21 protein-coding genes are annotated in these 22,285 nt (G+C 59.2%); 14 read left to right on the forward strand and 7 right to left on the reverse strand.

From position 1 onward, the window contains the following. Nucleotides 1–7 precede the first annotated feature (7 nt). The 7 genes from DY251_RS18255 (at nucleotide 8) to DY251_RS18285 (ending at nucleotide 6,651) form a co-directional block, all read left to right on the forward strand. Nucleotides 8–1,390 carry a pyruvate dehydrogenase complex E1 component subunit beta gene (locus tag DY251_RS18255; RefSeq protein ID WP_116625340.1) on the forward strand — a complete coding sequence of 461 codons (1,383 nt, stop codon included), beginning with the start codon at nucleotides 8–10 and terminating at the stop codon, nucleotides 1,388–1,390. Between the two features lie 18 nt (nucleotides 1,391–1,408). Next, entirely contained in the window at nucleotides 1,409–2,758 is a 1,350-nt protein-coding gene (locus DY251_RS18260; RefSeq protein ID WP_116625341.1) for a pyruvate dehydrogenase complex dihydrolipoamide acetyltransferase, read from the forward strand. Between the two features lie 13 nt (nucleotides 2,759–2,771). Further along, nucleotides 2,772–3,410: an SGNH/GDSL hydrolase family protein gene (locus DY251_RS18265; RefSeq protein WP_116625342.1), complete on the forward strand. Its 639-nt coding sequence runs from the start codon at nucleotides 2,772–2,774 to the stop codon at nucleotides 3,408–3,410. Between the two features lie 11 nt (nucleotides 3,411–3,421). Next, nucleotides 3,422–4,867 carry a dihydrolipoyl dehydrogenase gene (gene lpdA, locus DY251_RS18270; protein WP_116625343.1) on the forward strand — a complete coding sequence of 482 codons (1,446 nt, stop codon included), beginning with the start codon at nucleotides 3,422–3,424 and terminating at the stop codon, nucleotides 4,865–4,867. Nucleotides 4,868–4,943: 76 nt separating this feature from the next. Next, entirely contained in the window at nucleotides 4,944–5,222 is a 279-nt protein-coding gene (locus DY251_RS18275; protein WP_116625344.1) for a GlsB/YeaQ/YmgE family stress response membrane protein, read from the forward strand. Between the two features lie 2 nt (nucleotides 5,223–5,224). Next, nucleotides 5,225–6,199: a lipoyl synthase gene (gene lipA, locus DY251_RS18280; RefSeq protein WP_116625345.1), complete on the forward strand. Its 975-nt coding sequence runs from the start codon at nucleotides 5,225–5,227 to the stop codon at nucleotides 6,197–6,199. Further along, on the forward strand, nucleotides 6,199–6,651 hold the full coding sequence (locus tag DY251_RS18285) for a type II toxin-antitoxin system RatA family toxin (protein WP_116625346.1): 453 nt from the start codon (nucleotides 6,199–6,201) through the stop codon (nucleotides 6,649–6,651). The genes lipA and DY251_RS18285 overlap by 1 nt, the downstream gene beginning before the upstream one ends. A gap of 8 nt (nucleotides 6,652–6,659) precedes the next feature. Here DY251_RS18285 and DY251_RS18290 read toward each other — a convergent pair whose 3' ends face one another. Both DY251_RS18290 and DY251_RS18295 read right to left on the reverse strand, forming a co-directional pair. Further along, complete coding sequence (locus tag DY251_RS18290) at nucleotides 6,660–7,163, reverse strand: CinA family protein (RefSeq protein WP_116625347.1); 504 nt, start codon at nucleotides 7,161–7,163, stop codon at nucleotides 6,660–6,662. Next, nucleotides 7,160–8,365 (reverse strand): bifunctional 2-C-methyl-D-erythritol 4-phosphate cytidylyltransferase/2-C-methyl-D-erythritol 2,4-cyclodiphosphate synthase, encoded by a 1,206-nt coding sequence (locus DY251_RS18295; protein WP_116625376.1) that lies wholly within the window; start codon nucleotides 8,363–8,365, stop codon nucleotides 7,160–7,162. Before DY251_RS18295 ends, DY251_RS18290 begins: the two co-directional genes overlap by 4 nt. A 93-nt stretch (nucleotides 8,366–8,458) precedes the next feature. Here DY251_RS18295 and dusB point away from each other — a divergent pair, with 93 nt between their 5' ends. Genes dusB through ntrC form a run of 3 tightly spaced genes read left to right on the forward strand, consistent with a single transcriptional unit; the run spans nucleotide 8,459 to nucleotide 12,089 of the window. Continuing rightward, complete coding sequence (dusB, locus tag DY251_RS18300) at nucleotides 8,459–9,511, forward strand: tRNA dihydrouridine synthase DusB (protein WP_116625348.1); 1,053 nt, start codon at nucleotides 8,459–8,461, stop codon at nucleotides 9,509–9,511. Next, entirely contained in the window at nucleotides 9,508–10,638 is a 1,131-nt protein-coding gene (locus DY251_RS18305; RefSeq protein WP_116625349.1) for a two-component system sensor histidine kinase NtrB, read from the forward strand. The genes dusB and DY251_RS18305 overlap by 4 nt, the downstream gene beginning before the upstream one ends. Further along, complete coding sequence (gene ntrC, locus DY251_RS18310; RefSeq protein ID WP_116625350.1) at nucleotides 10,635–12,089, forward strand: nitrogen regulation protein NR(I); 1,455 nt, start codon at nucleotides 10,635–10,637, stop codon at nucleotides 12,087–12,089. The genes DY251_RS18305 and ntrC overlap by 4 nt, the downstream gene beginning before the upstream one ends. Nucleotides 12,090–12,240: 151 nt before the next feature. Here the strand turns inward: ntrC and DY251_RS18315 are convergent, their stop codons facing one another. From DY251_RS18315 to DY251_RS18335, 5 genes are all read right to left on the reverse strand, one after another. Continuing rightward, nucleotides 12,241–14,091, reverse strand: coding sequence for a monovalent cation:proton antiporter-2 (CPA2) family protein (locus DY251_RS18315; RefSeq protein WP_116625351.1), 1,851 nt, complete (start codon nucleotides 14,089–14,091; stop codon nucleotides 12,241–12,243). A gap of 86 nt (nucleotides 14,092–14,177) precedes the next feature. Continuing rightward, nucleotides 14,178–14,735 carry a hypothetical protein gene (locus tag DY251_RS18320; protein WP_116625352.1) on the reverse strand — a complete coding sequence of 186 codons (558 nt, stop codon included), beginning with the start codon at nucleotides 14,733–14,735 and terminating at the stop codon, nucleotides 14,178–14,180. Nucleotides 14,736–14,828: 93 nt separating this feature from the next. Continuing rightward, nucleotides 14,829–15,875 (reverse strand): YcjF family protein, encoded by a 1,047-nt coding sequence (locus DY251_RS18325; protein WP_116625353.1) that lies wholly within the window; start codon nucleotides 15,873–15,875, stop codon nucleotides 14,829–14,831. Continuing rightward, a complete protein-coding gene (locus tag DY251_RS18330; RefSeq protein ID WP_116625354.1) occupies nucleotides 15,872–17,335 on the reverse strand; it encodes a YcjX family GTP-binding protein in 1,464 nt (487 codons plus the stop codon). The genes DY251_RS18325 and DY251_RS18330 overlap by 4 nt, the downstream gene beginning before the upstream one ends. 64 nt (nucleotides 17,336–17,399) lie before the next feature. Next, entirely contained in the window at nucleotides 17,400–17,900 is a 501-nt protein-coding gene (locus DY251_RS18335; RefSeq protein ID WP_116625377.1) for a SixA phosphatase family protein, read from the reverse strand. A 217-nt stretch (nucleotides 17,901–18,117) separates the two neighbouring features. Here DY251_RS18335 and dksA point away from each other — a divergent pair, with 217 nt between their 5' ends. From dksA to DY251_RS18355, 4 genes are all read left to right on the forward strand, one after another. Beyond that, nucleotides 18,118–18,534, forward strand: coding sequence for an RNA polymerase-binding protein DksA (dksA, locus tag DY251_RS18340; RefSeq protein ID WP_116625355.1), 417 nt, complete (start codon nucleotides 18,118–18,120; stop codon nucleotides 18,532–18,534). Between the two features lie 122 nt (nucleotides 18,535–18,656). Continuing rightward, a complete protein-coding gene (locus DY251_RS18345; protein ID WP_116625356.1) occupies nucleotides 18,657–20,120 on the forward strand; it encodes a DegQ family serine endoprotease in 1,464 nt (487 codons plus the stop codon). A 3-nt stretch (nucleotides 20,121–20,123) separates the two neighbouring features. Beyond that, complete coding sequence (locus tag DY251_RS18350) at nucleotides 20,124–21,437, forward strand: replication-associated recombination protein A (RefSeq protein WP_116625357.1); 1,314 nt, start codon at nucleotides 20,124–20,126, stop codon at nucleotides 21,435–21,437. Nucleotides 21,438–21,448: 11 nt separating this feature from the next. Continuing rightward, nucleotides 21,449–21,838 (forward strand): GFA family protein, encoded by a 390-nt coding sequence (locus DY251_RS18355; RefSeq protein ID WP_116625358.1) that lies wholly within the window; start codon nucleotides 21,449–21,451, stop codon nucleotides 21,836–21,838. Nucleotides 21,839–22,285 lie beyond the last annotated feature (447 nt).

The raw sequence follows: 22,285 nt of genomic DNA on the forward strand, positions 1-22,285 counted from the left end.
GGCGACCATGTCTATCGAAATTCTGATGCCAGCACTGTCGCCGACCATGGAAGAGGGCAACCTTTCCAAATGGCTGAAAAATGAAGGCGACACGATCAAGTCCGGCGATGTGATTGCCGAAATTGAAACCGACAAGGCCACGATGGAAGTCGAGGCAGTGGATGAGGGCGTGCTCGCGAAAATCCTCATCGCAGCGGGTACGGAAGGTGTGAAGGTAAACACACCGATTGCCATCCTCGCAGTCGAAGGCGAGGACGTGGATCAGGCTGCAAAGGGTGTCGGCGAAGCTGACGAAACCCCAAAGGCAATAGCCGTTGCGGCGGAGCCGGCACCGGACAAGCAGGCTGCGGTTCCAGCGGCACCCAAGACGGAAGCCGCGGCCGACCCGGACATTCCGGCGGGAACGGAGATGGTTTCCACGACCGTTCGCGAAGCATTGCGCGACGCAATGGCCGAGGAAATGCGCCGTGACCAGGACGTTTTCGTCATGGGCGAAGAGGTCGCGGAATATCAGGGCGCGTACAAGATCACGCAGGGCCTGCTGCAGGAGTTCGGCACCGAGCGCGTTATCGACACGCCGATTACGGAGCATGGGTTTGCGGGCGTTGGCGTGGGTGCGGCGATGGCAGGCTTGAAGCCGATCGTCGAGTTCATGACCTTCAACTTCGCTATGCAGGCAATCGACCAGATCATAAACTCGGCGGCCAAGACGCTTTACATGTCGGGCGGGCAGATGGGCGCGCCGATTGTGTTCCGTGGGCCGAACGGCGCGGCGGCACGCGTGGCTGCACAACACTCGCAATGCTATGCCGCCTGGTACAGCCATATTCCCGGCCTCAAGGTCGTGATGCCTTATTCGGCCGCAGATGCGAAGGGCCTGCTGAAAGCCGCTATTCGTGACCCGAATCCGGTGATCTTCCTTGAGAATGAAATTCTCTACGGTCACAGCTTCGATGTGCCGAAGATGGACGACTTCGTTCTGCCAATCGGCAAGGCGCGCATTCACAAGCCGGGCAAGGACGTGACGCTCGTCTCGTTCGGCATCGGCATGACGTATTGCACCAAGGCCGAGGCGGAATTGCGGGGAATGGGCATTGATGCGGAGGTGATCGACCTGCGCACGATCCGTCCGCTCGACCTCGACACGATCATTGCTTCGGTGAAGAAAACGAACCGCCTGGTGGTTGTGGAAGAAGGCTACCCGCAATCATCGGTCGGCGATTTCATCGCCAATCAAGTTTCGCAACGCGCATTCGACCATCTGGACGCTCCCGTGCTTACCATTGCGGGCAAGGATGTGCCGATGCCTTATGCGGCCAATCTGGAAAAGCTGGCTTTGCCGAACGTCGCCGAGATTATCGAGGCGACCAAGGCCGTGACATATCGCTGAGACGGGCGGGAGGAACACATGCCGATCAACATCACCATGCCCGCTCTCTCGCCAACGATGGAAGAGGGCAATCTGGCCAAATGGCTCGTCAAGGAAGGCGACAAGGTCGCGCCGGGCGACGTGATCGCAGAAATAGAAACCGACAAGGCCACGATGGAAGTCGAGGCGGTTGACGAAGGTACGGTCGCCAAGCTGGTAGTGCCCGCCGGCACCGAAGGCGTGAAGGTGAATGCGTTGATCGCGATCTTGGCGGGCGAGGGCGAGGATGTTGCAGCCGCAGCATCGGGCGGCGGCGCTGCGCCAAAAGCGGAAGCGCCAAAGGCTGAAGCCGCAAAGCCGGAAGCAAAGGCAGAACCGGCCCCCGCAGCGAGCCCCAAGCCTGCGGCGGCATCAGCCCCGAAAGCTGAAAGTGGTGGACAGGGCGACGGGCGGACTTTTGCCTCACCGCTGGCGCGCCGCGTCGCGAAGGAGGCAGGCGTTGATGTTGCCGGGATCAAGGGCTCCGGTCCGCATGGCCGGGTCGTTCGGGCTGACGTAGAGGCCGCGATTTCCGGAGGTGGTGCGAAAGCTGCTCCCGCAGCGCAGGCCGCGCCCGCCGCAGCACCGGCGCCAAAGGGAGCTTCCGACGAGCAAACGCTCAAGCTGTTTGCGGAAGGCAGCTACGAACTGGTGCCGCACGACAATATGCGCAAGACGATTGCTCGGCGTCTCGTGGAAGCCAAGACAACGGTCCCGCATTTCTATCTGACGGTAGATGTGGAACTCGACGCGCTGCTGGCGCTGCGCACGCAACTGAATGCGGCAGCGCCTTTGAAGAAAACGGACAAGGGCGAAGCTCCAGCTTACAAGCTTTCGGTCAACGACATGGTGATCAAGGGTCTGGCGTTGGCGCTGCAGGCAGTGCCGGACGCGAATGTTTCGTGGACGGATTCCGCGATGGTTCGCCATAAGCATTCCGACGTGGGCGTGGCGGTTTCTATACCCGGCGGTTTGATTACGCCGATTATCCGGCAGGCCGAAACCAAGTCGCTGTCAGCTATTTCCAACGAAATGAAGGATCTCGCGGGCCGCGCAAAATCGCGCAAGCTCAAGCCGGAAGAATATCAGGGCGGCACGACCGCGGTTTCCAATCTCGGCATGTTCGGGGTCAAGGATTTCGCTGCGGTTATCAATCCACCGCACGCGACAATCCTCGCTGTGGGCGCTGGCGAACAGCGCGCCGTGGTGAAGAATGGCGAAATCAAAGTTGCGAACGTCATGTCTGTGACACTCTCGACGGATCACCGTGCGGTGGACGGCGCGTTGGGTGCGGAACTGCTGCAGGCGTTCAAGCGGCTGATCGAAAACCCGATGAGCATGTTGGTCTAGGCAGCCGCTGCCGATGAAAACGATACTCTGCTACGGCGACTCGCTAACCTGGGGCTTCAATGCCGAGACATTGACGCGCCATGAATATGCGGATCGCTGGCCAAGCGTTTTGCAATCGGAGTTGGGCGATGGCGCGTGCGTCGTCGCTGAGGGTTTGAACGGCCGCACGACCGCCTATGACGACAATCTGGCAGGCGAAGATCGCAATGGCGCGCGTGTGCTGCCAACAATTCTTGGCACGCATTCGCCGCTTGATCTCGTGATTGTCATGCTCGGTTCGAACGACATGAAGCCATGGATACATGGCAACCCGCTGGGCGCAGCGTATGGAATGAAGCGGCTGGTGCAAATCGTGCGGGGGCATCCTTATCCGCTCGGCGCTGCGACGCCGAAGGTTCTGCTCGTTTCGCCCCCACCGGTTTCGCGCACTAACAACAGCGAATATGCGGCGATGTTTGCTGGCGGTGACGAGGCCTCACGGCAATTGCCCGACGCTTATCGCATGGTCACGCGGGAACTGGATTGTGCGTTTTTCGATGCCGCTGGCGTGTCGCAAACCGCAGCGTTCGACGGCGTGCATCTCGACGCTGAAAATACGAGAGCTATCGGTTCAGCGCTCGCACCCGTTGTGAAGAAACTATTGGATTTGTAGGGAGACTGGCTGTGGCTGACTCTTACGACGTCATCATCATCGGTTCGGGACCGGGCGGCTATGTCACGGCCGTGCGCGCGGCGCAGCTTGGCCTAAAAACGGCGATTGTGGAGCGCGAACATCTTGGCGGCATCTGCCTGAACTGGGGATGTATTCCAACCAAGGCGCTGCTGCGCTCCGCAGAGATAATGCATTATGCGGAGCACGCGAAGAATTACGGCCTGAAAATCGACGGCACGGTGAGCGCCGATACCAAAGCGGTTGTTGACCGTTCGCGCGGGGTTTCTGCGCGGCTTAATGGCGGTGTCGGCTTCCTGATGAAGAAGAACAAGGTCGATGTGATCTGGGGCGAGGCAAAGCTGACCAAGCCCGGCGAGATCGTAGTTGGCAAGCCGACCAAGCCAGCCATGCAGCCGCAACACCCGGTGCCGAAGGGCGTGAAGGGCGAGGGCACGTATACGGCCAAGCACATCATTGTTGCGACCGGTGCGCGGCCCCGCGCGCTGCCCGGCATCGAGCCGGATGGCAAGCTGATCTGGACCTATTTCGAGGCGATGATTCCGCAGGAAATGCCGAAGTCACTGCTGGTTATGGGGTCGGGCGCGATTGGCATCGAGTTTGCCTCTTTCTATCGCACGATGGGTGTGGACGTCACAGTGGTTGAAATCATGCCGCAGATCATGCCTGTCGAAGATAATGAGATTTCGACGATTGCCAAGAAGCAGCTCGAAAAGCAGGGCATGAAAATCCTGCTCGAAACCAAGGTGACGAAGGTCGAAAAGGGTGCGAACTCGATAACAGCCACGCTTGAAGGCAAGGACGGCAAGACGCAAACCATCACCGCCGACCGAATGATTTCGGCTGTCGGCGTGCAGTGCAATTTCGAGAACCTCGGTCTTGAAGCACTCGGCGTGAAAATTGATCGCGGCGCGATTGTTACAGATGGATATGGCCGCACAAATGTGCCGGGTGTGTACGCAATCGGCGACGTTGCTGGGCCGCCGATGCTAGCGCACAAGGCGGAACATGAAGGCGTGATCTGCGTGGAAAAGATTGCCGGAGTGCCCGGCGTTCACGCGCTGGACAAGCTCAAGATTCCGGGCTGCACCTATTGCCAGCCGCAGGTCGCGTCAGTTGGCCTGACCGAAGCGAAAGCCAAGGAGCAGGGCAGGGATATTCGCGTCGGGCGCTTTTCCTTTGCTGCGAACGGCAAGGCGATTGCGCTCGGCGAGGATCAGGGTCTTATCAAGACGATCTTCGACAAAAAGACCGGCGAATTGCTCGGCGCGCATATGGTTGGCGCGGAAGTGACCGAGTTGATTCAGGGCTTCGTGGTGGCGATGAACCTCGAAACCACTGAGGAAGACCTGATGCATACGGTGTTCCCGCACCCGACGCTTTCCGAAATGATGAAAGAAAGCGTGCTGGATGCATATGGGCGTGCGCTGAACGCATAAGGCGCGTGCATCCGTCGCTGTTTTCAATGGCGGCGTTCACCCTTATATAAGGGCCTGCCGAAAACGGGAGAGGTTGATGGATAACACCTACGGAATCATGACCATGCCGGGCGTCGGCTTTTTCGGCATGCTCGTTATCGGCTTTCTGGCGGGCTGGATCGCTGAGCGCTCCATGAACCGCGACCACGGCCTGCTGACCAACATTCTGGTGGGCATAGCGGGTTCATTCGTTGGCGGAACGCTCGCCGGACTGATGAACGTCATGTATTACGGCTTCGTAGGCAATCTGATCGTCGCGACCATCGGCGCGATCATCGTCCTCTTCATTTTCGGGCGCTCGCAGGCGTCAAGGTAATTATGGTCACAGTTCTCGACACCGTTCTAAACGAGCCGCGGCTGCGGCACCCGGAAAAAGCGCACCGCCCCGATCAGGAGGTGTTGCGTAAACCGGAGTGGATCCGCGTGAAAGCGCCGGTTTCGCGCGGCTATCAGGAAACGCGCGAGATCGTCAAAACGAACAAGCTCGTGACGGTGTGCGAAGAAGCGGGTTGCCCGAACATTGGCGAGTGCTGGGAGAAGAAGCACGCGACCTTTATGATTATGGGTGAGATTTGCACGCGCGCCTGCGCGTTCTGCAATGTCGCGACAGGTATTCCGACCGCGCTCGACGCGGAGGAGCCGGAGAACGTCGCCAAGGCCGTGAGGCAGATGGGCCTGACGCATGTCGTCATCACATCCGTGGATCGCGATGATCTTGCCGACGGTGGCGCGCAGCATTTTGCGGATGTGATCCATGCGATCCGCCGCGTTACGCCGGAAACGACGATCGAGATTTTGACGCCGGACTTTTTGCGCAAAGAGGGCGCGCTGGAGATTGTAGTCGCTGCGCGGCCAGATGTGTTCAATCACAATCTGGAAACCGTGCCGTCCAACTATCTAACTGTGCGTCCCGGTGCGCGCTATTTCCATTCCATCCGGCTGTTGCAGCGCGTGAAGGAACTCGATCCGTCGATTTTCACCAAGTCGGGCATCATGGTTGGGCTCGGTGAGGAGCGCAACGAAGTGCTGCAGTTGATGGACGATCTGCGTAGCGCGGAGGTCGATTTCATGACCATCGGCCAATATTTGCAACCGACCAAGAAGCACCATCCGGTGAAGAGTTTCGTGACGCCGGAAGAGTTCAAGTCTTATGCGACCGTGGGCAAGGCCAAGGGATTCCTGCTGGTGGCATCCAGCCCGCTGACGCGCTCATCTCACCACGCCGGTGATGATTTCGCCAAGCTGCGCGCTGCGCGTGAGGAACAGTTGAAGCGGATTTCCGCCTCCGCCTGATGCCGAGTTTCGAGACTACCCGCATCGTCGGACATTCGCCGGAAGAGATGTTTGCGCTCGTGGCGGACGTCGAGCAATATCCGCAGTTTTTGCCGCTTTGCGAAGCGCTGACGATACGCTCGCGCAAGGAGCGCGACTGCAAGGCGCTGCTCATCGCGGATATGACAGTGGGCTATAAGGCGATCCGCGAGACGTTTACGAGCCAGGTGCTGCTCAAGCCGGACGAGAACGTGATCGACGTGAAATATCTCGACGGACCGTTCAAGCATTTGACGAATACCTGGACATTCGTGCCGCGTGAAAAAGGCTGCGAGGTCCGGTTTTTCATCGACTACGAATTCAAAAGTCGCATTCTCAGCGCCGTCATGGGAGCAATGTTCGACCGCGCATTTCGGATGTTTTCAGAAGCGTTCGAAAAACGGGCTGACGAGATTTATGGGACGGGTGTGTGAACCACCCCTCATTTCAACGCGTCGATGCCCATTTTCAGCGCGGTGAGGACGGTTTGGCGACGGATGTAGTCGCGGCCGCGATCGTCAAAGATATGCTTCTGCGCAATCGTCTCTCGGCCTGTCATCGCCAGACCAAACCAAACCAGGCCGACAGGCTTGTCTGCCGAACCACCATCGGGTCCGGCGATGCCGGTGACGGCGAGCGTGATGCCCGCACGCGAATTCACCAGCGCCCCCGACGCCATTTCCAGAGCTGTCTCGCGCGAAACCGCGCCATGTGCGTCGAGCGTTTCGCGGCGAACGCCGAGCATGTCCATCTTGGCTTCGTTGGAATAGGTGATGAAGCCGCGATCAACCATCGAGGATGAGCCGGGAATATCCGTCATCGCCGCGATAATCAGCCCGCCGGTGCAGCTTTCGGCCGTGGCTGCCAGAATTTTGTGCCGGTGGCAGGCTTGCAGGAAAAGATTCGCAATCACGCGGCCGTCTTCAGCGATTTCTGTTTCGCTCATGCCGGTGTTTCTCCCGGATAAATGACGCTCGCGGTCGCGATGGCCGCAATGCCTTCTTCGCGCCCGATGAAGCCGAGCTTTTCATTCGTTGTCGCCTTGATCGAGATGCGATCGTGCGAAATGCCAAGCATTTTCGACAGCGCTTCGGTCATGGCGGCGCGGTGCGGGCCGACGCGCGGAGCCTCGCTGATCAAGGTGATGTCCACATTTGCAATGCGGCCACCTCGGGCGCGAACGATTGAAGCCGCATGCTCAACGAAGATGTGCGATGCAGCGCCTTTCCATTGCGGATCGGAGGGCGGGAAGTGCGTGCCGATGTCGCCCGCGCCGCATGTGGCCAGCAGCGCATCTGTGAGCGCGTGCAGCCCGACATCGGCGTCGGAATGGCCATTCAGCTTTTTGGCGTGCGGAATTTTGACGCCGCAGAGCGTGACGTGATCGCCGGGCTCGAAGGAGTGCACGTCATAGCCGTTGCCCGTGCGTACATCAGGAAATGCAGTAAAGGCCGCGCGCTGCTGCGCCATTTCAATATCTTTCGCCCATGTGAGTTTGACGTTTTCCGCAAGACCCGCAACCAGTTTTACGGGCAGGCCGGCCCATTCGGCAATGGCGGAATCGTCGGTAAATTCACGGTCTTCCGACTGATGCGCACGCTCATGTGCGGCCAGAATTGCGCGAAAGGGGAAGCCTTGCGGCGTCTGCGCGGTGTGCAACCCGGCGCGATCTACCGTTTCCACGACATGGCCGGTAGCACTGCCGCGCTTGACCGTTTCGACGATGGGCATGACTGGCAGACTGCCGGAATCGGTCGCAATGCCTTCGATGACGCGCGTGATTAAATCGGCGTCGAGGAACGGGCGAACAGCATCGTGGATGAGAACAGCGTCGGGCGACGAATTCTGAAGGGCGCGAAGCGCAAGCAATACGGATTCCTGCCGCGTTTTTCCGCCAACGACCGTGGCAACATTGGGCGGCAGATCACCTATGGCGGCGGCGAACAAGTCGCTGTCATCCTTGTGGATCGCGATTACGATGCGCTCAATGGCAGGGTGCTCCAGAAATTTGCGCAAAGTGCGCGCAATGATGGCTTTGCCGCCGAGCATGCGGTATTGCTTCGGCCCTTCGGCGCGGCCTGCGCGCTCACCCCTGCCTGCGGCGACAATAATGGCGGCGACCCGCGCAATCTGCGATGTTTTTTCCATGCCAAAGCCATAGTTTCGCCAGCCGAACATTGCCAGTGCTTCAACGCAAATTGCGACCGCCGCAAACATTTGAGTTGCGCCGCAAAAGCGAATATGTCTAAGAAACGTGCAATAGGACGGAATGCCGTGTTTTTGTGCAACGACAGTGCGGAAAAGCTTGCAACGCCACTTGGCATAGGTGGCGTGACTTTGCGCAACCGTGTTTTTCTCGCGCCGATGTCTGGCGTGACCGATCTGCCGTTTCGTCGGCGTGCCTATGCGCATGGCGCCGGGCTGGTCGTTTCCGAAATGGTTGCAAGCGGTGAACTCGCCAAAGGGCGCAGCGACACAAACGCCCGCATACAGCGCGACGGCGATATGCCCCACATGGTGCAATTGGCAGGCCGCGAGACAGGCGCGATGGCAGAGGCCGCGCGCATTGCTGAGGGTGAAGGCGCGGACATTATCGACATCAATATGGGCTGCCCGGCAAAGAAGGTAACGGGCGGCTATTGCGGCTCGGCGCTGATGCGCAATCTGGATCACGCGGTTTCACTGATCGATGCGGTGGTTAGCGCGGTGAAGGTGCCGGTGACGGTGAAAATGCGGCTGGGCTGGGATGATGACAGCCGCAACGCGCCGCAGCTTGCCGCACGGGCGGAAAACGCCGGCGTGCGGATGGTGACGGTGCACGGGCGGACGCGCTGCCAGTTCTATGAAGGCAGGGCGGACTGGGCGGCAATCGCCGCTGTGAAGCAGGCTGTCAGCGTACCGGTGGTTGCCAATGGCGATTGCGCAAGCCTCGCTGACGCGACGCAGATGATACAGGCGAGCGGCGCGGATGCGGTGATGATTGGCCGCGCGAGCTACGGCGCGCCGTGGACGGCTGGAAGCATTGCCGGACAAGCGGCAGGCGAGGCGGCATATAGGCAAAAAAATATATATGAATATGTTATCGAGCATTATGCGGACATGCTCGCGTTCTATGGCACGGAGAGTGGGCTGCGCCAGGCACGCAAGCATTTGCGCTGGTATCTCGACCGGCACGCGCCGGATGCGGATCAAGCCATGCGACAGACGATTTTGCAGTCCTTTGAGCCAAATGAGGTGAGGCAAGCGCTCGAGCGGGCCTTTGCCGCGCGGCAGGAAATTCGGGAAGCAGCATGAGCCCAAACGATGCCGATGGTTTTGCTCCCGAGGATGCGGCGCAAATCGTGCTGAACACAATCCGCCGTCCGGTCATCATGATCGGTACGGATGGCTTCATCACCTATGCCAATGCGGATGCTGAGGACTTTTTCCGGCTGAGCGCGACTATGCTGGCTCGGCAAAAGCTGGAGCGCTTCGTGCCCTATGACAGCCCGCTGATGGCTCTGGTTCAGCAGGTTCGGGAGCGTCATGCCCCTGTCAATGAGTACCGTGTAGACATTTCATCACCTCGGCTGGGAGGAGACAAATTGGTCGATCTCTATGCCGCGCCGGTTATCGAACTTCCGGGATCGGTCGTGATTATGTTTCAGGAACGGTCGATGGCCGACAAGATCGACCGGCAGATGACGCATCGCGGGGCGGCGCGCTCCGTTTCTGGTCTTGCGGCGATGCTCGCGCATGAAATCAAGAATCCGCTTTCGGGCATTCGTGGGGCGGCGCAATTGCTGGAGCTTTCGGCTTCCGATGAGGATCGCCCGCTGACGCGGCTGATAACCGAAGAGACGGACAGGATCGTCGCGCTCGTTGACCGCATGGAGGTGTTTTCCGACGAACGGCCGATCGACCGCGTGCCGGTAAATATTCACGTCGTCCTGGATCGCGTGAAGGCAATCGCGGCAAACGGATTTGCCCGGAAAATCCGCATCGTTGAGATATATGACCCATCGCTGCCGCTGGTCTATGCCAATCGGGACCAGCTGATACAGGTGTTTTTAAACCTCGTGAAAAACGCTGCGGAAGCAATTGGCAACATGCCGGGCGGCGAGATTACACTCAAGACAGCGTTCCGGCCCGGAATGCGCGTTTCCATGCCGGGAAGTCAGGAGCGTGTGTCGCTGCCACTGGAATTCAAGGTGCAGGATAACGGATCCGGCGTTTCGGAGGATTTGCTGCCGATCCTGTTCGACCCTTTCATTACGACAAAGCCGAATGGCTCCGGACTTGGATTGGCGCTGGTTGCCAAGATCGTTGGCGAACATGGTGGGATCGTGGAGTGCGAATCCACTGCGCGCGGCACCTCGTTCCGCATTCTCATGCCAGCCTGGCGGGGCGAACATGATGGCCCCGATGGAGACGACCAATGAATCCGCATGGTCAGATTCTCGTTGCGGACGATGATGCTGCAATTCGCACGGTTCTGAGCCAGGCGCTTTCGCGGGCCGGACATGAAGTGCGCGTGACCTCCAACGCCGGAACGCTGTGGCGCTGGGTGGCGGCGGGCGATGGCGATCTGGTGATAACCGATGTTGTGATGCCCGACGAAAACGCTTTCGACATGCTGCCACGCATTCGCAAGGCGCGACCTGAATTGCCGGTGATCGTGATGAGCGCGCAGAACACGTTCATGACCGCGATAAAGGCGTCGGAAAGCGGCGCGTACGAATATCTGCCCAAGCCGTTCGATCTCTCGGAGCTGATAAACGTCGTTTCGCGCGCATTGTCAGAGCCGCGCCGTGCAAAGGCTTCGCAACGCGCCGACGATCAGGCCGAATCCATGCCGCTGGTTGGGCGCTCCGCCGCCATGCAGGACATTTACCGGATGCTGGCGCGTATGATGCAGACCGATTTGACCGTGATGATTACGGGCGAATCCGGCACCGGCAAGGAACTGGTTGCGCGCGCGTTGCATGAGTATGGCCGGCGCAAGAACGGCCCGTTCGTAGCGATCAACATGGCTGCGATTCCGCGCGACCTGATCGAGTCGGAGCTTTTCGGGCATGAGCGCGGTGCCTTTACCGGCGCGCAACACCGGTCTAGCGGTCGCTTCGAGCAGGCCGAAGGCGGTACGCTGTTTCTGGACGAAATCGGCGACATGCCGATGGAGGCGCAGACGCGGCTGCTGCGCGTGCTGCAACAGGGCGAGTACACAACAGTTGGCGGGCGCACTCCGATCAAGACGGATGTGCGAATTGTCGCCGCGACCAACAAGGATCTGCGGGTGCTGATCAATCAGGGCCTGTTCCGCGAAGATTTGTTCTACCGGCTGAATGTGGTGCCGTTGCGCTTGCCTGCGCTGCGCGAGCGTTCGGAGGATGTGCCGGATCTTGTGCGGCACTTTTTCTCGCGCGCCGAAGCGGAAGGACTACAGGCCAAGCGCATTACTGCCGACGGCATGGAAGCGCTGAAGCGATATGCCTGGCCGGGCAATGTGCGCGAGCTGGAAAACCTCGTGCGACGGCTGGCGGCGCTCTATCCGCAAGACGAAATTTCACGCGAAAACATTGAGGCGGAGCTCAGCGCCGGTGTGGAGCCGGCGCCAAATGTGCCGTCGAACATACCCGAAGAATTCACGATCGGGCAAGCGGTGGAGCAGAATTTACAACGCTATTTCAAGATGTTCGGAGACGAACTTCCACCATCGGGATTGTATGATCGCGTCATTACCGAGGTGGAATATCCGTTGGTTCTGGCGGCACTGGCGGCCACACGCGGAAACCAAATCCGAGCAGCCGATTTGCTCGGGGTCAACCGCAACACACTGCGCAAGAAAATCCGCGATCTGGGCATTACGCACTACCGCGAAACGAAGCGGTAAGGCCGGGTGAGCGGTGCGAGCGCGGTAGAGTCTGCGCAGCCCCTCACCCTTACCCTCTCCCCGTAAACAGGAAGAGGGGAACAAAAGCGCCGAGCTTAGTCGTCAATTTTTCACCGGCGCTTGCGTCTGGTGAAGTTGGTCGCAGAACGGTCTATTCCGCTGGGCGGTTTGCGGCGAGAGCTGCGGCGGCTTCGGGGTTGCGGGCCTCGCCTGGACGTCGCGGCTCGGCAAGCGGGGTAGGCGTCGGCTGGGGCATGTTGCCTTTCATGTAGCCACGACCAGCCTGCAGGCCACCGGTTATCTGGGCTTCAAAGCGCGCGGAATCGCGCTTGCGCACATCTGCGATGATCTCCGCCGCTTCCTCCGGTTCGACACCCAGAATTTCGAGCGTTTCCTGACCAAATTCGAGGGCTGATTCCAGCGTTTCGCGAATTTGATAATCCACCCCGACTTCCACCAATTTTAGCGCGACGCCACGGTCGTAGGCTCTTGCCAGTACCTGCACCATCGGGAATTCTTCTTTCAGACGCTCAGCGATCTGCACAGCGACCTCACCCTTGTCCACGCAGATCAGAACGGCACGCGCGCGACCCGCGCCAGCTGCATGAAGAATGTCCAGCCGCGCGCCATCGCCATAATAAATCTTAAAGCCGAAAGTAGCGGCAGCCTGAATCATCTCCACATCATTGTCGATGATCGAGACATCGACGCCACGCAGCAACAAAGGCTGTGACGCAATCTGGCCGAAACGGCCAAAACCGATGATCAGAACGCTTCCGTTCAGATTGTCGGCAAGCTCCACGCCATCCAGCGGAAGCTCCGCGGTGGGGAGCAGGCGGCGCAGCGCGATCATGGCTAGCGGTGTGAGCACCATCGAGATGATGACGATTGCGGTAAGTGTAGCGTTGGCCTCGCTATCGATAATGCCAACGGCGCTGGCCGCAGCGTAAAGCACGAAGGCGAATTCGCCACCCTGCGCCATGACCACCGCGCGCTCCAGCGCCTCGGTATGCCCCGATTTCAAAAGCCTCGCGACGAAATAAACGCCAAAGCCCTTCAACGCCATGTAGGCAACGACATAGATCGCAATCAGCATCCAGTTGCCCACGACCACCGCGAGGTCGAGGGACATGCCGACCGCCATGAAGAACAGGCCGAGCAGGATGCCGCGAAATGGTTCAATATCGGCTTCGAGTTGATGCCGGAAGGTCGACTCAGAAAGCAGCACGCCTGCGAGAAACGCACCCATCGCCATAGACAAGCCGCCAAGCTGCATGATGAGCGCCGCGCCGAGTACCACGAGCAGCGCGGCGGCGGTCATAATCTCGCGCGCATGAGCATCAGCCAGAACGCGAAAGAACGGGTTAAGCAAATAGCGGCCAGCCACGATGATGCCGACGATGCAGCTGATGCCGATGGCGACTTCCACGAGCCTGCCGGAAATATCCGGTGCGGCTTCCGTAGTCGGAATCGGCGCGAGGAAGGTGACGAGCGCCAACAGCGGCACGATGGCAAGATCTTCAAGCAGCAAAATCGAGACGATACGCTGGCCCTTCGGTGTGGAAATATCGCCGCTCTCTTCAAGCACCTGCATGACGATAGCGGTTGAGGTGAGCACAAAACCTGCCGCAGCGACGAATGCTTGTGGAACCGGAAAACCACCGGCGATGCCCGCAAGAGTGAGGAGGAAGGCGCAAACGCCAACTTGCAGGACGCCAAGCCCAAAAATTTCGCGCCGCAGGCCCCAGAGGCGCGACGGACGCATTTCCAGACCGATTATGAACAGGAACATGACCACGCCAAGTTCCGCGACGTGCAGGATCGATTCCGGTTCAGAGAAGATTTTGAGGCCAAACGGGCCTATGATGAGGCCGGCCGTCAGATAGCCGAGGATCGAACCCAGCCCGATACGTTTAAACAGCGGAACGGCTATAACGCCTGCGCCCAGCAAGGCCACAACCTGCACAAGATTTACACCGCCCGCTGCTGCCTCTGCCGCCATAAGACCATCCCGTCAGACGCGGCAAAAAAGCATGCCGCGCAGCAACGTTACTTCGCGAGCGGCAAGCGGGACAAGCCCACGGCGCGTTATTCTGATGCGATTGCGCCGACCGCGATATTGTCTGTGCGCTTGAGGTTCATGCCGAGAACGGGAACCATTTTGCCATCAACGCGAACGGTGACGGTGACGACCATGCCATCATCCCCGCTCAAGCGCGCGATCATCGCGCCGTTGAGCTGGCTGCGGTTCAGCGAAAGTACGATCTTGTCGGAGTTGACGACATTGCCGCCGATGACGTCGATGCCTTTGCCTTTGGAGCCGTCCAGAAAGGTGCCGGCATAGCTGCGGCCACGACGCTCCACGGCGGCGGAGATTTTTTGGGAAAAGACGCCGACGCGACAGGTGCCATCAAGCGACATGCCGGACTTTGTGTTTGGAGACACGCCAGCGAGCGTGCAGACGAATTTCGTGCCTTTGTATTTTCCAGCGATAACTTCTCCCGGGCCGGTCCACTGGCCCTCGATCCGATCGAAGAATTGCTGGTCGCGAGGGCCCGCGGGTGCTGCGGTGGCGGTTGCAACGAGCGATGCTGTTAGGGCGCCAACAAGTGCGGCAGAGCGAAAAACTGCTTGCGAATAGGACATGTGACCCCGAACGAAGGCGTGACTGGAACTGCCGTTAACCATGAAGAAGAATGGTTAATGGAGTGTCACTCCGCGCGGATCAGGTCGATCAAATTACGCGTCTGGCGCTTCGCGTTTGGACTGCGCGAAAGAGGCGAGGGCGGAGAGAAACTCACCGATCCCGGGCCGTTTGCGCGCCACAAAAGGCAGGGGGCGGACGGTATCGATGGCTGCAAGACCGATTCGCGCGGTCATCATGCCGTTGACGACACCCTCGCCGAGCTTTGCGGAAAGGCGCGCGGCAAGGCCGTGACCGACGATCTGCTGCACAAAGCTGTCGCCAACTGCAATCGAACCGGTGACGGCGAGATGCGAAAGCACGCCGCGCGCGAGCCGGAAGAAGCCGAGTGTGCCGGGACGGCCACCGTAAAGCTCCGCGATTCGGCGAATGAGTCGGCCCGATTCGAATATGACGTAGCCGACGTCCACCAATGCGCGCGGACTGACGGCAGTGACCATCGATACGCGTTTGGCGGCATTCAGCACCATCGTGGTGGCGCGTTCATCCAGGCCGGTGAGGATTTCCGTCTCCGCGAGGCGGATCAGATCCGCGCCGTCAACAATGTCATTGCGAAGGTCTTCCAGCGCCTTGCGGCCAGCGGCGGTTTCGGGGCGGTCAGCCATGATAGAACTGAGCTTGTCCACGACATGCCGCGCGGCAGTGGGATCATCGCTCGCAATTGCGGCCTCAGCCTGCACGCGCAGGCTTTCCACGGAAGCGAGGCGTGTGAGCGCCCACATCTCGCGCGCAAAGACCGTTACAGCAGCGAGCAAAGCGAGAGCGGCGGCGACAGCAGCAACCCAGCCCAGCCATTCGTTGCGCGCAAACAGTTCGCGAATTAGGCGGTCTGCCCAGAGGCCAATTGCGAGGCTGATGAGCACCCCGAGCGAGCCGAAAAACAATGTGCCGAGCCATGAGCGGCGCTTTGCGGGGACGGGTAGCGGTGGATCAGCCACAACCAATGCGCGGTCGTCGAACACGTCGATTTCGGCAGGCACGACGACAGCAGTTTCGCGCTGGATTGCGCGCGGCTTCCGCGTGGGGGCCGGCGTCGGCTCCTCCGGCGTGTCGATACGAAAAGCAGCGGGTTTGCGCGTCATGCGAGCCTGTCCCCGATGAGATACTGGATTGCGCGGTCAAGGCGGATATGCGGCAGCGACAACTTTACGCCGTCTTCCGTGACCTCGAGCTTTGGAGGACGGAATCGAACGAAGCGTATCAACGGCTCGATGTTTTCGCCTTCCGACGGGCGGAACAGGCTGTCGATATCGCTGGGCAAATCCCCCGGAAACACGGCGGTTTCTGTCTTGCCGTCGAACGTCTCGTCGCCGATTGTTTCGCCCTTGATCGGCGTACCGATGATGACCGGGAGCGTTTCGCGGCCTTGTTTTACCGTACCCTCGCGGGTGGCGCGCACGGCTGCCATTGCCAGCACTTCAATTGACGCACCGGAAATATCCGCGCGTTTGATGGCTTGATCGGCAACACGGCGAACGACTTGCTGGAGTCGATTGTGGCTCTCGTGGTGCAGATGGTCAGCCTTCGTCGCGGCAATCAGGATGCGGTCAATGCGGCGCGCAAACAGATCCGTTAAAATGCTGCCGCGACCGGGTCGGAAACAGGCCAGAATTTCGGCCAGGGCACGCTCAAGATCGATCAGGGCGCTGGGGCCAGCATTCATGGCCTGCAAGGCGTCGATCAGCACGATCTGGCGATCAAGCCGTGCAATGTGCTGACGGAAAAACGGCTTCACTACATAGGTTTTATAAGCTTCGTAGCGCCGCTCCATCATGGCGTGAAGCGAACCGCTTTTCGCGCGGGAATCCGTGCTGACCGGCAGCGGTGCAAAGGTGAGGGCAGGGGAACCATCGAGATCACCCGGCATGAGGAAACGACCCGGCGGAAGGGTGGAAAGGGCACGGTCATCCGCCTTGCACGCCTTCAGATAAGCGGCGAAGCCTTCCGCAAGTTGGCGCGCCTGCATCTCGTCGGCAGCAGCGTTTGGATCGACCTTCGCGGAAAGGTCGCGCCACGCCGCAGAAAGATCGGCGCGCTCCGGCGATTGAGCCATCTCGAACGCCTCGGCGGAAAATTCCTGATAGGTTTTGCCCGAAAGCGGCAGATCCAGCAGCCACTCGCCGGGATAATCGATTATGTCGACCGACAGTTTACCAGCGGAAAACAGGCGGTTCCAGCCGGAAGCAGATTCATATTCGATGGTGAGGCGCATTTCGGAAATCGCGCGTGTCGATTCCGGCCAGATGCGCTCGCGAACCAGCGCGTCGATATGGTCCTCATACTGAAAACGGGGCACGGCATCGTCCGGCTGCTCCTCCAGGCGGGCGCGCGAAATGCGGCCGGTTTTCTGAGCTTCAAACAGGGGCAGGCGGCCGCCATGCACGATGTTGTGGACAAGCGAGGAGATAAAAACGGTTTTGCCGGCGCGCGAGAGACCTGTGACGCCCAGCCGCAGCGACGGAGAAAAAAGGCCGGATGCGCGCTCGCCAAGCGTATCAAGCGCAATGAGTGCTTCGTCAGTGAGGCTTGTGAGAGAGGCCAACTACGCTTCCTCGATGATGCTGCGAGGACCATATAGGAACGAAGGGCGCGCTCAACCAGTCGCTTCAATCGCCGGGAGTAATGTAGGCTTCCAGCCGCCCCTTGCCCAAGGCAGCATCTGCTAAACGCCCCTTAAAGCTGATGATAGCCAGCGCGGCTGTGGAAAAACCGAAGTTCAGCGCGGCAGCGGCCTGCTCGTCGCCATCACCGGAAATCGCAAGCGCAAGGTCTTCCATCATTGGATTGTGACCGATGACAAGCAGGCTCGACGCGTTCACCTGTTCGCGAATCAGATCGAGATAGCCCGCAGCGTCGGTCATGTAGAGCGTATCGGAGAAAATCACCTTGCCCGTGTCAGTCTTTGCAGCGATGCCCGCAAGGGTTTGCCGCGCGCGCAAAGCCCCGGAACACAAGGTCAGGTCAGGTATATAGCCGTTGAGGGCCATAAGCTGGCCCATTTCTTCGGAATCGCGCTGGCCGATCTCGTCCAGTGGGCGATCAAAATCGCGCACGCCAGGCAAAGCCCAGCCCGCTTTTGCGTGCCGCAGAAGGTAGAGGGTACTCACAGAGGTCAGGACCGAGCCCCGCATCACATTGATTTGACCATGCTTTAGCGTCGGCGCTCGCTACGCGCAACCTGCGACGACATGCATTCGACTTTCGGCGATGTTGAAGTCAACTCTGCGTTAAACGTCTGCCTTAGCCAGTAACGTTTGCGCTTGTGCAGGGCCCATCACCTGCCTATATAGGCCCCGAAATTGCGGGTGTGTGGGATTGAGTCGAATGAACGATCTCGTTGATGTGAACTACGTTCCGTCTGAAGATGAGCCCTTTATGAACGAACGACAGAAGTCGTACTTCAGGGCGAAGTTGATAGCCTGGAAAAATGACATACTGCGCGAAGCGCGCGAAACGCTTGAAATTCTTCAGCAGGAAAACGCAAACCATCCCGACCTTGCGGACCGGGCCTCGTCTGAAACAGACCGGGCAATCGAGCTGCGGGCGCGGGATCGCCAGCGCAAATTGATCTCAAAGATCGATTCGGCGCTGCAGCGTATCGATGACGGCACCTACGGTTATTGCGAGGAAACGGGCGAGCCGATTTCGCTCAAGCGTCTCGATGCAAGGCCGATTGCGACGCTGTCCATCGAAGCGCAGGAACGCCACGAAAAGCGCGAAAAAGTCTATCGCGACGACTGACGCTCGCGAAGAATTGCGCGAATTGCTCGCGCCTGCGGCACAGGGCCCGCAGGTCAGGTTTTGTTCGGCCTTTCAATTTCACATTTCCTGATAAGAATGGCCCCTTCTTTGGAGGATTCGCCATGCGTGGCATACGCCTGATTTCGTTGAGCCTCGTGGTGCTGCTGACCGCGGCTATTGGCAGTGTGCAGGCGCAATCCAAAAACGGGCAGGGCGTTCTGGACAAGCTTTTCGGCAGCGAAACAGCGGGACCGAAGGCAGACAAGCGCACACCTTTTGGCCGGGGCGAGATGGAGCTCTCTTTCGCGCCGTTGGTCAAGCAGACCGCGCCAGCGGTGGTCAACGTATATGCATCGAAACAGGTTGAGCCGCAGCAATCGCCATTCATGGGCGATCCGTTTTTCGAGCGCTTTTTCGGGCGGCAGGAAGCTCCGCCTCGCGCCCGTTCCTCGCTGGGCTCCGGCGTTCTGGTCGATCCTCGCGGCTATGTGATTACGAATTATCACGTTATTCGTGACGCGGACGAGATCAAGGTTGCGACACCTGACGGCCGCGAATTTGAAAGCAAGGTGTTGCTCAAGGTCGAAGAAGTCGATCTGGCTGTTCTGAAAATCGACGCGCCGACGCCATTTCCATCGCTTAACCTCGGCGATTCGGATGCGCTGGAGGTGGGCGACCTCGTTCTGGCGATAGGCAACCCGTTTGGCGTGGGGCAAACAACAACAAGCGGGATTATTTCGGCGCTGGCGCGCTCGCATATCGGCGTGTCTGATTTCGGGTTCTTTATCCAGACCGATGCGGCGATCAATCCGGGGAATTCCGGCGGCGCGCTTATCAACATGTCCGGCCAGCTCGTAGGTATAAATACAGCGATTTTCAGCCGCAGCGGCGGCTCCATCGGCATCGGATTCGCGATTCCATCGAACATGGTGCGCGCGGTGATGCAGGCAGCGATGAGCGGCGCGCAGACCTTCGCGCGGCCCTATATCGGCGCAACCTTCGAGCCGGTGACGGCGCAGATCGCGGAAGCGCTTGGCATGGAAACGCCATCCGGCGCGCTTGTTTCCAAGGTGGAGCAGGGCGGCCCTGCGGACAAGGCCGGACTGAAACCCGGTGATGTTGTTCTGGCGCTAAACGACGCGCTGATTGAACATGTGGACGCGCTTGGATATCGCCTCGCAACGCAGATGATCGGCGCTTCGGTTAAGCTCACGCTGCTGCGGCAGGGAGCCAAGCAGGAAGTTTCCGCGACACTGGAAAAGGAGCCGGAAGACGCTGGCGACAAAACGGTCGCGATTGCCGGTGACAGTCCATTTGCAGGCGTAAGCGTCGCCACGTTGACACCACGGTTGGCGTCAAAGATCCGCATCCCGACCGAAGTGAAAGGGGTTGTGGTGGTTGACCTCGACCGCAACTCACCGGCGGCAAGTGTGGGCATCCGACCGGGCGATATTGTTCGCGAGGTGAATGGCACGGCAATTGAAGCGCCAACTGACCTGACGCAAGCGACCTCGGAGAAAACGCGCTGGTGGCGCTTCACCATTGAGCGCGGCGGGCGCATATTGCGCCAGACCCTTCGATATTGATCTATGCCCGATCTGTTCAACACCGACCGCGAACAGGCTGAGCCGCCGGGCAGGCCGCTCGCGGATCGTCTTCGGCCGCAATCGCTGGGTGAGGTGGTGGGACAGGAGCATTTGACCGGGGAAGAGGGCGTTCTGACGCGCATGATCCGGTCCGGTTCGCTCGGATCAATGATTTTCTGGGGGCCGCCCGGAACCGGCAAAACCACGGTTGCGCGACTGCTGGCTGGTGAGACGGGTCTGGCATTCGAACAGATTTCCGCGATTTTTTCCGGCGTGGCTGACCTCAAGAAAGTGTTCGAGGCGGCGCGACTGCGGCGCGCAAATGCTCGCCAGACGCTGCTGTTCGTGGATGAGATTCATCGCTTCAACCGGGCGCAGCAGGATTCCTTTTTGCCCGTTATGGAAGACGGCACCGTTATTCTGGTGGGCGCGACAACAGAAAATCCATCCTTTGAACTCAACGCCGCTCTGTTGTCGCGGGCGCGCGTGCTTACGTTTCACACGCTGGATGAGGACAGCATCGGGAAATTGCTGGAGCGCGCCGAAGCAACGGAAGGCAAGAGGCTGCCGCTGGACGATGAGGCAAGGGCGGTGCTTGTGCGTATGGCAGATGGCGACGGACGCGCATCGCTGACGCTGGCGGAAGAGGTGTGGCGTGCGGCAAAGCCAAAAGAAGTGTTCGATGCCAATGTGTTACAGGAAATAGTTCAACGACGCGCGCCTATTTATGACAAGGGCCAGGACGGGCATTACAACCTGATTTCCGCGCTGCATAAATCTGTGCGCGGCTCGGACCCCGACGCTGCGTTGTACTATCTGGCGCGGATGTTCGATGCGGGAGAAGACCCGCTTTATCTTGGCCGCAGGCTTGTGCGAATGGCGATTGAAGATATTGGCCTTGCCGATCCGCAGGCGCTGATTGTCGCGAATGCAGCCAAGGACGCCTATGATTATCTCGGCTCGCCCGAAGGAGAGTTGGCCTTCGCCAATGCCTGCGTTTATCTGGCGACTGCGCCAAAATCCAACGCAGTCTATACAGCATTTAAGAGCGCTATGCGGGCGGCCAAAGAGCATGGTTCGCTGCTGCCGCCAAAGCATATTTTGAACGCGCCGACCAAACTGATGCAGCAGGAAGCCTATGGAAAGGGCTACCTCTACGACCACGACCAGCCGGATGCATTTTCCGGACAGGACTATTTCCCGGAGCGCATGGGACGTCAGAAATTCTACGATCCGCCAGATCGTGGTTTCGAGCGCGAAATTAAAAAGCGTCTCGAATATTGGGCCAAGCTGCGCGCCGAGCGAAGTGGAAAATAAGGAGGCGCAGCATGGCTCGTTTCGCGGGCGGCTGCCTTTGTGGCGATGTCAGATTCGTAGCGACCGGAAAGCCTTATCGCGTCGGTGTTTGCCACTGCCTTGATTGCCGCAAACATCATGGCGCGCTCTTTCACGCATCAGCGATATTTCCCGAAACGGCAGTGACCATAGAAGGCGAAACGCGCGACTATAAAGGACGGCATTTCTGTCCGCGTTGCGGCTCGTCCGTATTTTCGCGCAGCGATGGCGAGATTGAGATCAATCTAGGTTCGCTGGATGACACCAATCAATTCACGCCAACCTACGAACTATGGATCATTCGGCGAGAAGCATGGTTGCCGGAATTTCCCATCAAGCGTCGTTATCAGCAGGATCGCGAAACGGCAGGGCGCCAAGAATAAAGCGGAGATCGGGACGGCAATCTTGCTGAGCAAGCGTGCGGTGATCGGGAATAGTCGTGTCTCAATACATATATGCCAGTCGCATAAGATAGATTATGGAACGGCGCGGTCATTTGGGAAGTGTTGCTTTTGGCGGCGAAATGACTTTTTAGACGCAGTTTGAATGCTGTGAAAAAGGTCGTTTGTCCGTTGTTTTTCCTCGTGCTCGATCAGAGTGTGCGAGTTCATCGTACACGTGAGCGCAGAGATGCCGGTCAACCTTCATCAGTCGTTTCTACCTCCATCGCTGCGTGGCGTCGTGGCTGTCGGCTCGTACGGCGCTCCTCGCTTCTGGGCGACGATCTGGAGCGACGTTGTTGATTTCCACCCAGAAGTGAGCCGGGTAGGCGTCTAATTTCCACTGAGAATTGAGCCATGTGAACCTTTCCCCAAAGCGGTGAGCGGCGG

This window comes from Mesorhizobium denitrificans (genome assembly GCF_003403035.1).
In the GTDB taxonomy this organism is placed as follows: Bacteria; Pseudomonadota; Alphaproteobacteria; order Rhizobiales; family Rhizobiaceae; genus Mesorhizobium_G; species Mesorhizobium_G denitrificans.